At 67.7% G+C, this 15,536-nt stretch carries 11 protein-coding genes; 5 read left to right on the top strand and 6 right to left on the bottom strand.

Annotated features, from left to right (window positions below; genetic code table 11):
* The first annotated feature begins 55 nt into the window (after positions 1-55).
* From ftsA to lpxC, 3 genes are all read left to right on the top strand, one after another.
* On the top strand, positions 56-1,330 hold the full coding sequence (gene ftsA / locus JHL17_RS10235; protein WP_200193157.1) for a cell division protein FtsA: 1,275 nt from the start codon (positions 56-58) through the stop codon (positions 1,328-1,330).
* A 120-nt stretch (positions 1,331-1,450) separates the two neighbouring features.
* The gene (ftsZ, locus tag JHL17_RS10230; RefSeq protein ID WP_200192683.1) at positions 1,451-3,379 is read left to right on the top strand and encodes a cell division protein FtsZ; all 1,929 of its coding nucleotides are present in this window, start codon (positions 1,451-1,453) and stop codon (positions 3,377-3,379) included.
* A gap of 404 nt (positions 3,380-3,783) precedes the next feature.
* Positions 3,784-4,719: a UDP-3-O-acyl-N-acetylglucosamine deacetylase gene (gene lpxC, locus JHL17_RS10225; protein WP_345773778.1), complete on the top strand. Its 936-nt coding sequence runs from the start codon at positions 3,784-3,786 to the stop codon at positions 4,717-4,719.
* Positions 4,720-4,996: 277 nt separating this feature from the next.
* On the opposite strand, the gene JHL17_RS10220 is transcribed toward lpxC, so the two are convergent.
* Complete coding sequence (locus JHL17_RS10220) at positions 4,997-5,434, bottom strand: bacteriohemerythrin (RefSeq protein WP_200192681.1); 438 nt, start codon at positions 5,432-5,434, stop codon at positions 4,997-4,999.
* A gap of 228 nt (positions 5,435-5,662) precedes the next feature.
* The gene (gene ligA / locus JHL17_RS10215) at positions 5,663-8,029 is read right to left on the bottom strand and encodes an NAD-dependent DNA ligase LigA (RefSeq protein ID WP_200192679.1); all 2,367 of its coding nucleotides are present in this window, start codon (positions 8,027-8,029) and stop codon (positions 5,663-5,665) included.
* A 173-nt stretch (positions 8,030-8,202) separates the two neighbouring features.
* On the opposite strand from ligA, the gene JHL17_RS10210 reads away from it, so the two are divergent.
* The gene (locus tag JHL17_RS10210) at positions 8,203-8,721 is read left to right on the top strand and encodes a hypothetical protein (RefSeq protein WP_200192677.1); all 519 of its coding nucleotides are present in this window, start codon (positions 8,203-8,205) and stop codon (positions 8,719-8,721) included.
* Between the two features lie 150 nt (positions 8,722-8,871).
* Here JHL17_RS10210 and guaB read toward each other — a convergent pair whose 3' ends face one another.
* The 4 genes from guaB to JHL17_RS10190 all read right to left on the bottom strand — a co-directional run bounded on the left by guaB (position 8,872) and on the right by JHL17_RS10190 (position 13,580).
* Entirely contained in the window at positions 8,872-10,350 is a 1,479-nt protein-coding gene (gene guaB / locus JHL17_RS10205; protein WP_200192675.1) for an IMP dehydrogenase, read from the bottom strand.
* 107 nt (positions 10,351-10,457) lie between these two features.
* Positions 10,458-11,165 (bottom strand): RlmE family RNA methyltransferase, encoded by a 708-nt coding sequence (locus JHL17_RS10200; RefSeq protein WP_200192673.1) that lies wholly within the window; start codon positions 11,163-11,165, stop codon positions 10,458-10,460.
* A 70-nt stretch (positions 11,166-11,235) separates the two neighbouring features.
* On the bottom strand, positions 11,236-12,258 hold the full coding sequence (locus tag JHL17_RS10195) for a Ppx/GppA phosphatase family protein (protein ID WP_200192671.1): 1,023 nt from the start codon (positions 12,256-12,258) through the stop codon (positions 11,236-11,238).
* A gap of 113 nt (positions 12,259-12,371) precedes the next feature.
* Positions 12,372-13,580: an ABC transporter substrate-binding protein gene (locus tag JHL17_RS10190; protein ID WP_200192669.1), complete on the bottom strand. Its 1,209-nt coding sequence runs from the start codon at positions 13,578-13,580 to the stop codon at positions 12,372-12,374.
* 595 nt (positions 13,581-14,175) lie between these two features.
* On the opposite strand from JHL17_RS10190, the gene JHL17_RS10185 reads away from it, so the two are divergent.
* Positions 14,176-15,522 (top strand): ABC1 kinase family protein, encoded by a 1,347-nt coding sequence (locus tag JHL17_RS10185; RefSeq protein ID WP_200192666.1) that lies wholly within the window; start codon positions 14,176-14,178, stop codon positions 15,520-15,522.
* Positions 15,523-15,536 lie beyond the last annotated feature (14 nt).

The following is a 15,536-nucleotide window of genomic DNA, read 5'->3' as shown; positions in this document are numbered from 1 at the left end:
GCGCCCGCTGCCGGCGGACGGGAGCAGAGGAAAAGTCTTGGGGGGCATGTTCGGTATGGGATTCAACGGCGCCAAGAAGCCGAAGCGGCCGACCCGTGGCGGGATCGTCACGGCGCTCGACGTCGGCTCGACGAAGGTGTGCTGCGTCATCGCGCGGATGGAGGAGCCCGGCTCCCTCCGCGTGATCGGCGTCGGCCACCAGATCGCCACGGGAATCCGCGCCGGCACCATCATCGACATGGAGGCGGCGGAGACCTCGATCGGTGCCGCCGTGCATGCCGCCGAACAGATGGCCGGCGAGACGGTGCATGACGTCGTCGTCAACCTGTCGATGGGCCACCCGCGTTCCCATGCCTTCACCGCGACCGTCCCGGTCTCCGGCCAGGAGGTGACGGAGGGCGACATCCGCCGCGCCATGGCCCATGCCCGCACCCTGCAGGCCGGTCCGGACCAGGCGCTGATCCACACCATCCCGCTGGGCTTCACGCTCGACGGCAGCCGCGGCATCCGCGACCCCAAGGGAATGAGCGGCCATGCGCTGGGCGCCCAGCTGCATGTCGTCACCGCCGCGGCCGGCGCCATCCGCACGCTGCACGCCTGCATCGCCCGCTGCCACCTGAACATCGAGTCCATCGTGGTCAGCCCCTTCGCCTCCGGCCTCGCCTGCCTGGTCGAGGACGAGATGGAGATGGGGGCGGCCTGCGTCGACATCGGCGGCGGCGGCACCACCATCTCGATCTTCGCCGAAGGCAACCTGGTATGGACCGGCTTTGTGCCGCTCGGCGGCAGGCATGTCACCAACGACATCGCCCATGGGCTGGCCACGCCGCTGGCCCATGCCGAACGGCTGAAAGTGCTCTACGGCAGCGCCCGGGTGAACCCGGCCGACGAGCGCGAGATGATCGAGGTGCCGCAGATCGGCGAGGACGAGCGCAGCGGCAGCGGCAGCGCCAGCCATCCGCGCTCCTTCCTGGTCAGCATCATCCAGGCGCGGATGGAAGAGATCTTCGAAGAGGTGCGCAGCGCCATCGAGCAGTCGGGCCATTCCCAGCTGGTCGGCCGGCGCGTCGTGCTGACCGGCGGCGCCAGCCAGTTGCCCAACACGCGCGACATGGCGGCCCCCATCCTGGACAAGCAGGTCCGTATCGCCCGTCCCACCCGGATCGCCGGCCTCAACGAGGCGCATGGCGGACCGGCCTTCGCGACGGTGGCGGGCCTTCTCCTACATGCCGTCCGCAATCCGACGGAGCTGATGGTGACCGGCCAAGAGGCGGTCGCGTCCACCGGGCTCCTCGGCCGCGTCGGCCTGTGGCTGCGGGAGAATCTGTAATGATCCTCCCCGCCGCCATCCACCGATTCCCGATCGGACAGACACCGGACACAACCGGGCGCCGGTCGCGGCTCATCGAACATCAAACCCAACGAAAACAGGTTGTGGAGGCCTGAAAACATGATCAACGTGACCATTCCCCAAATCGAACCCGAATTGAAGCCGCGCATCACCGTGTTCGGCGTCGGCGGCGCCGGCGGCAACGCCGTCAACAACATGATCAAGTCGAACCTGGAAGGCGTGGACTTCGTCGTCGGCAACACCGACGCGCAGGCGCTGAAGGGTTCCTTGTGCGAGAAGCGCATCCAGCTCGGCACCGGCACCACCCGCGGTCTGGGCGCCGGCTCCAAGCCGGATGTCGGCCGGGCCTCGGCCGAGGAGCAGATCGACGAGATCGTCCAGTATCTCGAAGGCTCCAACATGGTGTTCATCACCGCCGGCATGGGCGGCGGCACCGGCACCGGCGCCGCCCCGGTCATCGCGCGCGCGGCCCGCGAGCGCGGCATCCTGACCGTCGGCGTCGTGACCAAGCCCTTCCATTTCGAGGGCGGCCACCGCATGCGGCTGGCGGAAGGCGGCATCGCCGAACTGCAGCAGTATGTCGACACCCTGATCATCATCCCGAACCAGAACCTGTTCCGCATCGCCAACGAGAAGACGACCTTCGCGGACGCCTTCAAGATGGCCGACGACGTTCTGCATTCGGGCGTGCGCGGCGTCACCGACCTGATGGTGATGCCCGGCCTGATCAACCTGGATTTTGCCGACATCCGGTCGGTGATGACCGAGATGGGCAAGGCGATGATGGGCACCGGCGAGGCCGGCGGCGAACGCCGCGCCATCGAGGCCGCCGAAGCCGCCATCTCCAACCCGCTGCTGGACGACGTGTCGATGAAGGGGGCCCGCGGCGTCCTCATCAACATCACCGGCGGCTACGACATGACCCTGTTCGAGGTCGACGAGGCGGCCAACCGCGTCCGCGACGAGGTCGATCCCGACGCCAACATCATCTTCGGCTCGACCTTCGACAGCTCGCTGGACGGCGTGATGCGCGTGTCGGTCGTCGCCACCGGCATCGACGCCGCGGCGATGAGCAACCCGCGCACCCTGCATCCGGTCAACCTGTCGCTGGTCCCCGGCGACCGCGCCAAGAAGCCGGCCCTTCCCGGCAACCTGACCGGCGCCGCGGCCCCCCAGGGCTCGGCGATCCCCAGCGCCGCCGCCGGCCTACGCACGCCGCAGCCGGTCACCGCCGGTGCCGCCGCCATCCAGCACGACCCGGCCCAGCTCCAGCCGACCCACCAGCAGCCGGAAATGCCCAAGCCGGCCACCGGCCCGCTGCATGGCGAGAACCAGGGCGGCCACTTCTTCGCGCCGAAGCCGGCCGATGCCGGCCCGCGCCAGCCGGTGACCGTCGGCGCCGCCCCGCTGTCGTCCCCGCAGCAGCATGCCCCGCAACAGCACGCCCCCCAGGCGCCGCAGATGCAGGGCCATCAGCAGCCCCAGCACCCGCAGCACCAGCCGCAGCAGCAGCCGGCCCCGATGGCAGCGCCGCAGCACCATCACGCCGCCCCGCAGGCCCATCAGCAGCATCCCGGCGGCCTGTCCGTCGGCCCGGCCCCGGCTCCCGCGCCGGAACCGGCTCCGGCCCGCAAGGGCAACTTCCTGTTCGGCCTGGTGACCGGCCTCGGCCGCAAGTCCGAGCCGGCGCACCCGCCGGCGCCCCAGCATGCGCCGCAGCAGGCCCCCCAGGCCTACCAGCCGCAGCAGGCCCCGCAGCAGGCCTATCAGCCGGCGCCCCAGGGCTACCCGCAGCAGCAGCCGGCCTATCCGCAACAGCCGCAGGCGCCCCACCAGGGCTACCCGGCGGGCCAGCAATACCCGGCGGCTCCGCAGCAGCCGGTCTACCCGCCGCAGCAGGCCGCTCCGCAGCAGGCTCCGGGCTACCCCGCCCCTCAGGCGCAGGCTCCGGCCCCGCGGGTCGATGCCAAGCCGGGCGAGCAGGAAGAGCTGGACATCCCCGCCTTCCTGCGCCGGCAGGCCAACTGAGCGGACGGGCCGGCCGGACGTGAACTGAACTCGGCCGCCGTGTTCGTCACGGCGGCTGGCCGATCCCGGCGAAAGCCGGAGATAACCGTCGACGCCGCAGCCTCCAATCGCGGCGCCGGCGGCTCCACAACCTGACCGAACTTTTCGGACCCCGGTGACGCCGTCATGCGTCGCCGGGGATTTTTTGTTTGCGACCCCATGAGAAACCCAACTGATTGCTTGCGTAGCCCACCACTTTTGCCCTGCAACAAACGGTAACAATGAGTGATTTGCCGATTTCCGAGACCGGGTGTTACCTATCAGCATGGTCGAAAGCGAAAGCCGCCGACGTGGTGATCTCCCAAGATCACGCGGCGCGGCATCGCCGGAAACCTCTCCTTCACGACCAAGATGGAAAAGACATCGTGGCCAACAATCGCAGCAACGCGGACGGCATGTTCCAGCAGACCCTGAAGAAGTCGGTGACCATCGCCGGCGTCGGGCTGCATTCGGGCGTCATCGTCACGTTGACGATTTCGCCGGCCGATGCGAATTCCGGGATCACCTTCCTGCGCACCGATCTCCGTGGGGCTGCGGCCGTCATCCCGGCGCGCTGGGACACGGTGGTGGATACCCGCCTGTGCACCGTGATCGGCAACGAGCATGGCAGCACCGTCGGCACGATCGAGCATCTGATGTCGGCGCTGGCCGGCTGCGGCATCGACAACGCCATCGTGTCGCTGGACGGCATCGAGGTGCCGATCATGGACGGCAGCGCCGCTCCCTTCGTCGCCGCCATCGAACAGGCCGGCATCGCCGTGCAGAAGTCGCCCCGCCGCTTCATCCGCATCCTGAAGCCGGTCGCCATCGGCGACGGCGTCAAGAGCGCGTCCTTCACGCCCGACGACGCCACCAGCTACAGCTTCGAGATCGACTTCGACAGCGCCGCCATCTCCCGTCAGGCCCGTGCCCTGGAGATCGATCCGGACAGCTTCAAGGACGAGATCAGCCGCGCCCGCACCTTCGGCTTCCTGCATGAGGTCGAGGGGCTGCGCAAGATGGGTCTCGCCCGCGGCGGTTCGCTGGACAACGCCGTGGTCATCTCCGGCGACACGGTGATGAACACCGAAGGCCTGCGCTTCAAGGACGAGTTCGTGCGCCACAAGATCCTTGACGCCGTCGGCGACTTGTATCTGGCCGGCGCGCCGATCGTCGGGCATTTCCACGGCGTGCGCTCCGGCCACGCGCTGAACAACCAGCTGCTGCGTGCACTGTTCGCCGACCGCAGCGCTTGGCGCTACGAGACGGCGGTATCGCTGCCGATGGCGCGCCGGATGCTGGAGCAGTTGGCGGTCGCCTGACCAGCAGCTTTTTCGCCCGCGTCCGTTCTCGATTGGGTTTTCCCCTGCCCTCCCCCACCGGGGAGGGCTTTTCTTTTCGCGCTCCCCCCTCCCCTGCCGACACACCCGCTCATGCGAAAAGATGAGATGCCCTCCCCTTCCGGGCGGGCACATCACACGGATTCGGAGCGTTTCTCAGGTTTCCAGTTATTTCAGCATTTTAGTAAATTTCCTTTAGACGAAGCTTCCAGAGACTGCGGAGCGCTCCTCTACCGGCCGGGAAGACGGAGCCTTCGCCCTACTCCGTCACTACCTGGGTCCCTGTCATCGCCAATGTCGCTTCGCTGCCGGCATATTCACCGAAACGGGTGTCTTCCCTCAGAATGTGTTTGCCCAGCCAGTCGGAGCAGAACAGGAACACCTCTTCACCACTGATGCCACCGCCGTTGGCGCGGAAATCGGCGCGATAGGCCTCGACCTGCTGCGTCAGCCTGTCATGCAGGGCCTTGTGCGCGGCGAAGGTCGGATAGTTCAGCCGCAACATCTGCGCCTCCTCCTCCGCGAAATGGTGGCGGGTGTAGGCGATCAGTTCGTCCAGGATGGCTTCGATCAGGGCGGGGTCCTGACGGCCGGCCTCATCATACAGCCTGTTGACGATGGCGATCAGGACTCGGTGATCCTCGTCCAGCGAGTCGTTGCCCACGCTCATCCAGCGCGACCATTGAATTGGCTCCATGGCGTTTCCTTCGTTCCCCTTCGTTGACCGCCAGACAGGCGGGTGCGGGCGTTGACCACCCGTCGGCACCGCCCCCATTCCGGGCCGGGCCGCCTGCCTGGCATCGTTTCGCTTTTGTCTATAAGCGTTGTCTGATCTCACCCTCCCGATCGCTGCCCGTCAATCCGGGTGAACGAGGATGCGACATTTTGGCGCCTGCGGGCTCCGGCACCCGATCGCGGGATTCGGTCAACCGCCGATCTTGGCCAGCCATTCATCCTCGGTCAGGATCTCGACCCCCAGATCCTTGGCCTTGGCCGCCTTGCTGCCGGCATCGGCCCCGGCGACCAGATAGTCGGTCTTGCCGGAAACGGAACCCGCCACCTTGGCACCCAGCGATTCGGCCCGGGCCTTGGCTTCCGACCGGGTCATCCGCTCCAGCGTGCCGGTGAAGACCACGGTCTTGCCGGCGATGGGGGAGTTGCCAGCCTTCGGCATCTCGGCCTCCAGCACGGTCAGCCGTTCGGCCAGTTCCTCGACGATGAGGCGATTGCGCTCCTCGGCGAAGAAGCCGGCCAGTTCTTCCGCCGCCACCTCGCCGACATCCGGCGTAGCGACGAGATCGAGCCAAGCCTGCCGCGGCGCCTGCGCCACCGCGCGCTCCATCGCCACCCGCCAATCGGCGAGGGTGCCGTAGCGGGCGGCCAGCGCCTGGGCGGCGCGCGTGTTCAGCCGCTTGATGCCGAGCGAAGCGATGACGGTCTCCAGCCGCAGCGAGTCGCCGCCGACATAGAAGTCCAGCTTGGAGCCGCTCTCCGGGTCGGAGAACCAAGCAAGGATGGTGTCGGCGGTGACCGGGCCCACACCGCTCAACGCGTGCAGGTCGCGCCATTCCTGACCGGGCATCGCCTGCTCCGCCGCCCGCATGCCGTCGACCCATCCCTGCATCGTCCTGTATTGGCGGGCCAGCGACTTCGCCGTCACCTCGCCGACATGACGGATTCCAAGCGCGTAGATCACCCGGTGCAGCTCTATGCCGTTGCGGCGCTGTTCGATCGCCTTGAACAGGTTCTCGACCGACTTCTCCTTCCAGCCCGGCCGGCCGACCAGCTCGACGCGGCCCTTCAGGGTGAAGATGTCGACCGGCGACTTGATGAAGCCCTCGTCCCAGAATTCCTCGATGATCTTCTCGCCCAGACCTTCGATGTCGAAGGCGTCGCGGGAAACGAAATGGCGCAGCCGCTCCTTCGCCTGGGCGGCGCAGATCAGGCCGCCGGTGCAGCGGCGCACCACCTCCCCGGCCTCCCGGATGGCAAGGCTGCCGCAGACCGGGCAGGTCTCCGGCGCAACATAGGGGGCGGAGTCGGCGGGGCGCTGGGACAGCACGACCTCGACCACCTGCGGAATGACGTCGCCGGCACGCTGGACCACCACGAGGTCGCCGACGCGGATGTCCTTGCGGGCGATCTCGTCCTCGTTGTGCAGGGTGGCGCGGCTGACCACGACCCCGCCGACGGTGATGTCCTCCAACTCGGCGACGGGCGTCAGCGCGCCGGTGCGGCCGACCTGGATGGTGATCGCCTTCAGCCGGGTCTGCGCCTGCTCCGCCGGGAATTTGTGGGCGATCGCCCAGCGCGGCGCCCGGCTGACGAAGCCCAGCCGCTGCTGCAGATCCAGGCTGTCGACCTTGTAGACGACGCCGTCGATGTCGAAGGGAAGCGAGGCGCGGCGGCGGCCGATGCCCTCGTAGTAGGCCAGCAGCTTGTCCCGGCCGTCGCACAGCTCCGCCGGGCGGTTCAACTGGAACCCCCAGCCCTTCAGCCGCTCGCGGACGCCCCATTGGGTTTCGGCGATCGGCTCCGACAGCTCGCCCAGCGCATAGCCGAAGAAACAGAGCGGCCGGCCGGCGGTGATCGTCGGATCGAGTTGGCGCAGGCTGCCGGCAGCGGCGTTGCGCGGGTTGGCGAACAGCGGCTCTCCCTTCTCTGCGCGGGCGGCATTCATCGCCAGGAAGTCGTCGCGGCTCATATAGACCTCGCCGCGGACCTCCAGCACCTCGGGGAAGGGGGCCGGCAGGCGGTGCGGCACGTCGCGGATGGTGCGCACATTGGCGGTGACGTTCTCGCCCTCCGCCCCATCGCCGCGGGTGGCGGCCAGCACCAGTTCGCCGCGCTCGTAGCGGAGCGAACAGGACAGGCCGTCGATCTTCGGTTCCGCCACGAAGGTCAGCGGAGCATCGTCGGGCAGGCCGAGGAAGCGGCGAACGCGGGCATCGAACTCGGCAACGTCCTCAGCGGCGAAGGCATTGCCCAGCGACAGCATCGGAATGGCATGGCGGACCTTGCCGAAGCCCGCAGCCGGGGCGGCACCGACGCGCAGGCTGGGCGAGTCGGCACGGCGCAAGTCGGGAAAGCGCGCCTCGATGGCGAGGTTGCGGCGGACCAGCGCGTCGTAGTCCGCGTCGGAGACCTCCGGCTGGTCTTGCTGGTGATAGAGGCGGTCATGATGGGCGATTTCGGCGGCCAGGGCCGCCAGTTCCGCCGCGGCCTGGTCCGGCGTCAGGGCATCGGCGGCGATGCTGCGGGGATCGGGCGGCGTGTCGAACAGGTCCTGCATGGCGCGTCTCGTGACGAATCGGGATCTTCCGGAGAAGGGCCGCGCAGGATAGCGCCTGAAGCCGGGTTTCGGGAGTCTGTCGGAGCAGGGCCCGCATCGGGCGGCGGCATCCTGTGGTGGTCGCCGAAAGTCCCTATATAGTGTGGGCACACCCTTCGGAGTCCGTCGGCCTGATGAGCAAAGCCTATCCTCCGGACCTGCGCATCGACGACCGCATGATCGTCGCCGCCGCGCTGGACCGCATCCTCTACGACGACCCCGATCATTTCGCGGCGGACGACGCGCGCGCCGTGCGCCGGCTGATCCCGCACAGCCGCTCCGCCTGGCTGCGGCTGGGCTTCCGCGCCGAACGGCAGGGTCCGTCGATGAAGGGCGAGGCGGCCGGGATCGGTGATGTGCGGATGGAGGGCGACAAGAAGGTGGTGGAGGGCAGCGTCGGCGAATCGGCGACCTGGCGCTGCGGCCAGTACAAGATTACCAACCATGGTGGCGACCTGGAAGTCTGGCAGGTGATGAGCGACGAATATGCGCCCGAGCCCAAGGGGGCCCGGCTGGAATTCGACGAGCGGGGCGAACCGGAACGGCTGACCTTCTTCCAGCCGCGGGACATCGAACTGCGGATTCCCTTCACCAGCCTCGCCGTCGGCGTGCGGCTGGGCGGGTGGCAGCCTTGGAAGCTGGTGGCGAATTAGACCCCCACCTATCCTCCCCCGCTGGGCGGGGGAGGGACTGCCGCATCTCTCCCCGAACAAGCACCAGTCTCCTCCCCCGCCCAGCGGGGGAGGATTAAGGTGGGGGCATCGTCAGCCGACAATTACCCCCAAGAAGCTCTCCAATCCCTCTCAACCCTGACGGTAGTTCGGCGACTCGTTGGTGATGGTGATGTCGTGGACGTGGCTTTCGCGCAGGCCCGCGTTGGTGATGCGGACGAACTGGCACTTCTCGCGCATTTCGGCGATGGAAGCGCTGCCGGTGTAGCCCATGGCCGCGCGCAGGCCGCCGACCAGCTGGTGGATGACCGCCGAGACCGGACCCTTGTAGGGAACGCGACCTTCGACGCCTTCAGGCACCAGCTTCATGGTCGAAACCTCCTGCTGGAAGTAGCGGTCCGCCGAACCGCGCGCCATGGCGCCGACCGAGCCCATGCCGCGATAGCTCTTGTAGGAGCGGCCCTGGAACAGGATGACTTCGCCCGGGCTCTCGTCGGTGCCGGCGAACAGGCTGCCCAGCATGGCGACGCTGGCGCCGCCGGCGATCGCCTTGGCCAGATCGCCCGAATACTTGATGCCGCCGTCGGCGATCACCGGAATCCCGTGCTTCTCGCACTCGTCGACCACGTCCATGACGGCGGTCAGCTGCGGCACGCCGACACCGGCGATGATGCGGGTGGTGCAGATGGAGCCGGGGCCGATGCCGACCTTGACGGCGTCCACGCCGGCGTCGATCAGCGCCTTGGCCGCTTCCGCGGTGGCGACGTTGCCGGCGATGACCTGGGTGTAGCTGGACAGGGCGCGGGCGGCGCGGACCTGCTCCAGCACCTTCAGCGAATGGCCATGGGCGGTGTCGACCACCAGAACGTCGACGCCGGCATCGAACAGGGCCTCGGCCCGGGCCAGGCCGTCGGTGCCGGTGCCGGTGGCGGCAGCGACGCGCAGGCGACCCTTGCCGTCCTTGCAGGCGTTGGGATAGGCCTGGGCCTTCTCGATGTCCTTGACGGTGAGAAGGCCGATGCAGCGGTAATCCTCGTCCACCACCAGCAGCTTCTCGATGCGGTGCTGGTGCAGCAGGCGCTTGCCCTCGTCCTGGCTGACGCCCTCGCGCACCGTGACCAGCTCCTTGGTCATCAGCTCGCTGACCGGCTGGCGCGGGTCGTCGGCGAAGCGGACGTCGCGGTTGGTCAGCATGCCGACCAGCTTGCCGCTGCCGCGCGCATCACGGCTCTCGACCACCGGGATGCCGGAGATCTTGTGGTAGGACATCAGCTCCAGCGCGTCGGCCAGCGTCGCGTCGGGGGTGATGGTGATCGGGTTGACCACCATGCCCGATTCGTACCGTTTGACCTTGCGGACCTCTTCGGCCTGCTGTTCGATGGTCAGGTTGCGGTGGACGACGCCGATGCCGCCGGCCTGGGCCATGGCAATGGCGAGACGGCTTTCGGTCACCGTGTCCATCGCCGACGACATCAGCGGAATGCCGAGCTCGATGGTCTTCGTCAGTCTCGTCCGGGTGTCCACGTCGTTCGGCAGGACCGAGCTTTCGGCCGGAACCAGCAGCACGTCGTCGAAGGTCAGGGCTTCGCGGATTTTGGTGTCGCGCGCCATGTGTGAATCTCCCGGAAGATAAACGTGGCGCACTTATACACAAGACCATGGGCTTGTGAACCCGTGCGCACACAGCATCTGTTATGCACGTGCGAAGGAAAGCGCACTCAGTCGGTCGCGCTGCCGCCGCGGAAGCCGGTGGCGACCACGTAGGTCTCCGACGATTCGGCCCGGCTGGCCGGCGGCTTGGCGTGCTTGACCACGGCGAAGTCGCGCCGCAGCCGGTCGAGCAGCGACCGCTCCGCGCCGCCCTGGAACAGCTTGGCGACGAAGGCGCCGCCGGGAGCCAACACTTCCTCCGCGAAATCATAGGCGGCCTCGGCCAGCCCCATGATGCGCAGATGGTCGGTCTGCTGGTGGCCGGTGGTGGGGGCGGCCATATCGCTCAGCACCAGGTCGGCCGGGCCGCCCAGCGCGTCCTTCAACTGGTCGGCGGCGCTCTCCTCGAGGAAATCCGCCTGCATGATGGTGGCGCCGGGGACCGGGTCCATCGGCAGGATGTCCAGCCCGACGACCTTCCAGCCATCCTTGGCGGTCTGCACCTTCTCCACCGCGATCTGGGTCCAGCCGCCGGGGGCGGCGCCCAGATCGACCACGCGCTTGCCGGGGCCGAGCAGGCGGAACTTCTCGTCCAACTGCAAAAGCTTGAACGCCGCGCGGGAGCGGTAGCCGCGCTTGGTCGCCTCGGCGACATAGGGGTCGTTCAGGTGGCGCTCCAGCCAGCGCTTGGAGGATTCCGTACGCTTGCCGGCGGTCTTCACACGGACCGTGGCACGGCGCCCGCCCGGACGCGTCGACGGAGTCTTTTCGGTCATGATCGCTGCAGTTCCTCGGTCATCCGGCGCAGGCGGGGAGCCGTCCCCCCTGCCCGGTCATTCGTATGCGTCACTCGCCGGCGGCCCCGATCAGGTCCACCAGAATTCCTTCGCGCAAGCCCCGGTCGGCGATGCGCAGCCGCTCCACCGGCCAAACGTCGCACAGCGCGTCCAGGACGGCGCAGCCGGCGACCACCAGATCGGCGCGGTCCTGGCCGATGCAGGGATGGCGGGCGCGGCCGTCGAAATCCTGGGCGACCAGATGGTCGATCACCGCGCGGGCATGGTCCACGCGCAGGTAGCTGCCGTCCACCGCCCGCCGGTCATAGCGGCACAGCCCCAGATGCACGCCGGCCAACGTCGTCACCGTCCCCGAGGTGCCGAGCATCTGCACCTTGCCGGCGGCGATGCGGCTCTGGATGCGGTTGCGCGCCTCGAAGGACGCGATGGCGTCCGCCACCGCCTCCACCATCTGGGTATAGTTGACGCGGGTGACGTTGGGGCCGCCATATTCCTCGGTCAGGCCGATCACGCCGCAGCGGATGGAAGTCTGGTCGAGCAGGCGCGGCGCCCTGCCCTTCTCCACCGCCAGCCACATCAGTTCGGTCGAGCCGCCGCCGATGTCGAAGACGATGGCATAGGGATGGGTCGGCTCCAGCAGAGCGGCGCAGCCGGCCAGTGCCAGCCGCCCCTCCTCCTGGCTGGAGATGATTTCCAGCGGGATGCCGGTCTCGCGCTCCACCGCCTCGACGAAGGTGGCGCCGTTGGCGGCACGGCGGCAAGCCTCGGTCCCGACGGCACGCACGGCGGTGACGCCGCGACGCTCGATCTTGGACCCGCAGACGCGAAGCGCCGCGATGGTGCGCTCCATCGCGGGCTCCGACAGATGGTCGTTGCGGCTCAGTCCTTCGCCAAGCCGGACGATGCGGGAAAAGGCGTCGATGACCCGGAAGCCGCCGGGTGCCGATTTGGCGATCAGCAGGCGGCAGTTGTTGGTGCCGAGATCCAGCGCTGCAAAGACCGGGCGCGCCAGCGCCGACGAACGCAACCGTCCGGTGTCGTTCTGCCGCTCGCTTTGCACCTGTAGATCCACGTACCGTCCCCGCTGCGCCTAAAGAGCGGAGTGTAACCCGGATCGCGGCCCGGCGGAAACCCCTCTCGACTCGGATTTCGCCGGGGACGACCCGCAGGTCACGTCTGCGCCGATCACTGGGCTTTCACGAAGGGACAGCCGCTGGCCTCGATCGGCAGGAAGGCCTCCGATGCCGGAATGCTGCGGACCTGCTTGTAATAATCCCAGGGCGCCTTGCTCTCCGCCGGGCTCTTCACCTGGTACAGCTCGAGGTCGTAGAGCACGCGGCCGTCCTTGCGGATGCTGCCGGGGGTGCCGAAATAGTCGGTCGGCATCGCCTTCATCGCGGCGGTGACCGCCTCGGCGTCAGTGGTACCTGCCGCCTTCACGCCCTTCAGCCAATGCAGGGTGGCGAGGTAGGTGTTGGCCTGCTCCTTGGTCGGCATCTTCCCATGCCGCTCGAAGAAGCGCTTGGCCCAGGCCCGAGTCCGGTCATCGCGGTCCCAATAGAAGCCGCTGGTGACATACAGCCCTTTGGCGAGGTCGAGCCCCAGCGAGTGGATGTCGGTGATGAAGACGATATAGCCGACCAGCCGCTGGCCGGATTCGGTCAGCCCGAACTCGCCGGCCTGCTTGATGGTGCCGATGGTCTCGGCCCCGACATTGGCGAGCGCCACCACCTTGGCGCCGCTGCTCTGGGCGCTGAGCAGGTAGGACCCGAAGTCGCTGGTGCCCATCGGATGGCGCACGCCGCCGACCACCGTGCCGCCGGCCTGCTTGATCGCCTCGGTCGCCGCCTTCTCCATCGCGGAACCGAAGGCGAAGTCGGCGGTGATGAAGTACCAGCTGGTGCCCCCCGACTGCACCACCGCCTTGGTCGTGCCGACCGCCAGCGACGCGGTGTCGTCGGCCCAATGGATGGTGTAGGGCGAGCATTGGGCGTTGGTCAGCTCGGTCGTCGTCGCGGCGCTGATCATCAGCACCTTCTTCTTCTCGCGCGCCACCGCCTGCACCGCCAGCGCGACGGAGGAAACCGGGATGTCGGTCACCATGTCGACGCCGTCGACGTCGAACCAGCCGCGCACGATGTTCGACGCGACGTCCGGCTTGTTCTGCATGTCGGCCGACAGCACCTCCACCGTCCGGCCGAGCACGCTGCCGCCGAAATCCTCGACCGCCATCCGGGTGGCGAGCACCGCGCCCTTGCCGCCGATGTCCGAGGCGAAGCCGGCCTCGTCGGCCAGCACGCCGATGCGCACCGGCTTGACGCTCTGCGCCTGTGCGGAGAGCGCCGTCGTCGCGATCAGCGCCGCCAGCGCGAAAGGCGTCAGCAATCGAACCATGCCATCCTCCCCAGCCTTGGTTTTGTCTGACAGGTGCGTGCGCCGACCTGCGGCGCCCTGCCGCACCATGCAGTCCCGTGGATAGCGGGGTTTGGTTTCATATGCAAACAGTATCGTTTGAAACGTATTGGTCAGAATCGCGTTGGATCGAACTCGCGTTCTGCTGCTCCGGGAGGTGCAACCCCGCAAAACAAAAGCCCCCGCTCCGAAATGGGCGAGGGCTTTCGCATAGGGCATCTACGGCCCGTATGATATCGCCAAGCAGGCGAATAAATTTCGAACTGAAATCTCAGTTGTATGGGCCGAACAGATCGGCACGATCAGGTAAGCGCCGGTGGAGTCATGATCTTACTCACCCTCCCTGGTATCGGTCTCTACTGTTCCGTCCAAGCTGACTGCTTGAACGGTAAGGCGTCTCCGATGCTCGCTCACTTCACCTCGGTGTCTATTACTGTAAGACGAAGCCTGCTCCCCTTTCACAGAGCTGTCAAGAAAATCGCATACTGCGATGCAGCACCATCCGGGGAGCCTCCATCGGCGATCCCCGACCGGGGGAGGGCTGGCCTTTTGCGAGGAGCGCACCCACCTTGTGCCCATGCCGGAACACGATGAGAACACATGGGGCGGACGGGTCGCGCGGTATGCGCGGGTCGGCACCGCCGTTGGCGGGCTGGCCGCGCGCCTGGCGGGCGAGCGCGTGCTGGGCATCCGCGTGGAACGTGAACGCCACGCGGCGGAACTGCGGGCGGCCTTGGGCGGGCTGAAGGGGCCGCTGATGAAGGTGGCGCAGATCCTGTCCACCATCCCCGACGCCCTGCCCAAGGAATACACCCAGGAACTGGCGCAGTTGCAGGCCGACGCGCCGTCGATGGGCTGGCCCTTCGTCAAGCGGCGGATGGCGAGCGAGCTTGGCCCCAACTGGCAGTCGCGCTTCCAGAGCTTCGAGCACACGGCCGCCGCCGCGGCGTCGCTGGGTCAGGTGCATAAGGCCATCGGGCCGGATGGGCGGGAGCTTGCCTGCAAGCTGCAATATCCCGACATGGCCTCGGCGGTGGAAGCCGACCTGCGGCAGCTCGGCCTGATCTTCGCGATCTTCGAGCGCACCGACAGCGCCATCTCCACCCGCCAGATCCAGAAGGAGATCGGCGCCCGCCTGCGCGAGGAACTCGATTACGAGCGCGAGGCCAAGCACACCCGCCTCTACCAGTCGATGCTGGCCGGCACCCCCGGCGTCCATGTGCCCGACGTGGTGCCGGAGCTGTCGAGCAAGCGGCTGCTGACCATGGGCTGGGTGCATGGCCGCAAGATCCTGGAATTCGTCGCCGAGCATCCGGAGGCCCGCGACGAGCTGGCGATGAACATGTTCCGCGCCTGGTACGTGCCCTTCTACAATTACGGCGTCATCCACGGCGACCCGCATTTGGGCAACTACACAGTCCGGCCAGACCGCGCGATCAACCTGCTGGATTTCGGCTGCATCCGCGTCTTCAAGCCCAGCTTCGTCAAGGGCGTGATCGACCTCTACAACGCGCTGCGCACCGAGAATCGCGAACAGGCGGTGGAGGCCTACCGCACCTGGGGCTTCGTCAACCCGTCGAACGAGCTGGTCGACGTGCTGAACATCTGGGCGCGCTTCGTCTACGCCCCGATCATGGAGGATCGCCAGCGCAAGATCGAGGAGACCAACGGCGGCCATTACGGCCGCGAGACCGCCGGCAAGGTCCATGCCGAGCTGCGCCGCGTCGGCGGGGTGGAAATTCCGCGCGAGTTCGTCTTCATGGACCGCGCCGCGGTCGGACTCGGTTCGGTGTTCCTGCATCTGAAGGCGGAGCTGAACTGGTACCAGATGTTCCAGGGCCTGATCCGCGACTTCGACGTGAATGCGCTGGCGGCGCGGCAAAGCGCGGCGCTGGAGGCACAGGGGCTACCGCAGGCGGAGTGAGGGACACGAGATTC

It is taken from the genome of Azospirillum endophyticum, from assembly GCF_016595245.1.
Classification (GTDB): domain Bacteria; phylum Pseudomonadota; class Alphaproteobacteria; order Azospirillales; family Azospirillaceae; genus Azospirillum; species Azospirillum endophyticum.
This window is presented reverse-complemented; position numbering and strand designations above follow the sequence as displayed.

What these genes read in the sequence shown, in the direction of transcription:
- ligA (WP_200192679.1), bottom strand. Translation starts at nt 8,029, where the DNA reads ATGCAGGACCTGTTCGACACGCCGCCCGATCCCCGCAGCATCGCCGCC.
- JHL17_RS10185 (WP_200192666.1), top strand. Translation starts at nt 14,176, where the DNA reads ATGCCGGAACACGATGAGAACACATGGGGCGGACGGGTCGCGCGGTAT.
- ftsZ (WP_200192683.1), top strand. Translation starts at nt 1,451, where the DNA reads ATGATCAACGTGACCATTCCCCAAATCGAACCCGAATTGAAGCCGCGC.
- guaB (WP_200192675.1), bottom strand. Translation starts at nt 10,350, where the DNA reads ATGGCGCGCGACACCAAAATCCGCGAAGCCCTGACCTTCGACGACGTG.
- JHL17_RS10200 (WP_200192673.1), bottom strand. Translation starts at nt 11,165, where the DNA reads ATGACCGAAAAGACTCCGTCGACGCGTCCGGGCGGGCGCCGTGCCACG.
- JHL17_RS10210 (WP_200192677.1), top strand. Translation starts at nt 8,203, where the DNA reads ATGAGCAAAGCCTATCCTCCGGACCTGCGCATCGACGACCGCATGATC.
- ftsA (WP_200193157.1), top strand. Translation starts at nt 56, where the DNA reads ATGGGATTCAACGGCGCCAAGAAGCCGAAGCGGCCGACCCGTGGCGGG.
- JHL17_RS10220 (WP_200192681.1), bottom strand. Translation starts at nt 5,434, where the DNA reads ATGGAGCCAATTCAATGGTCGCGCTGGATGAGCGTGGGCAACGACTCG.
- JHL17_RS10190 (WP_200192669.1), bottom strand. Translation starts at nt 13,580, where the DNA reads ATGGTTCGATTGCTGACGCCTTTCGCGCTGGCGGCGCTGATCGCGACG.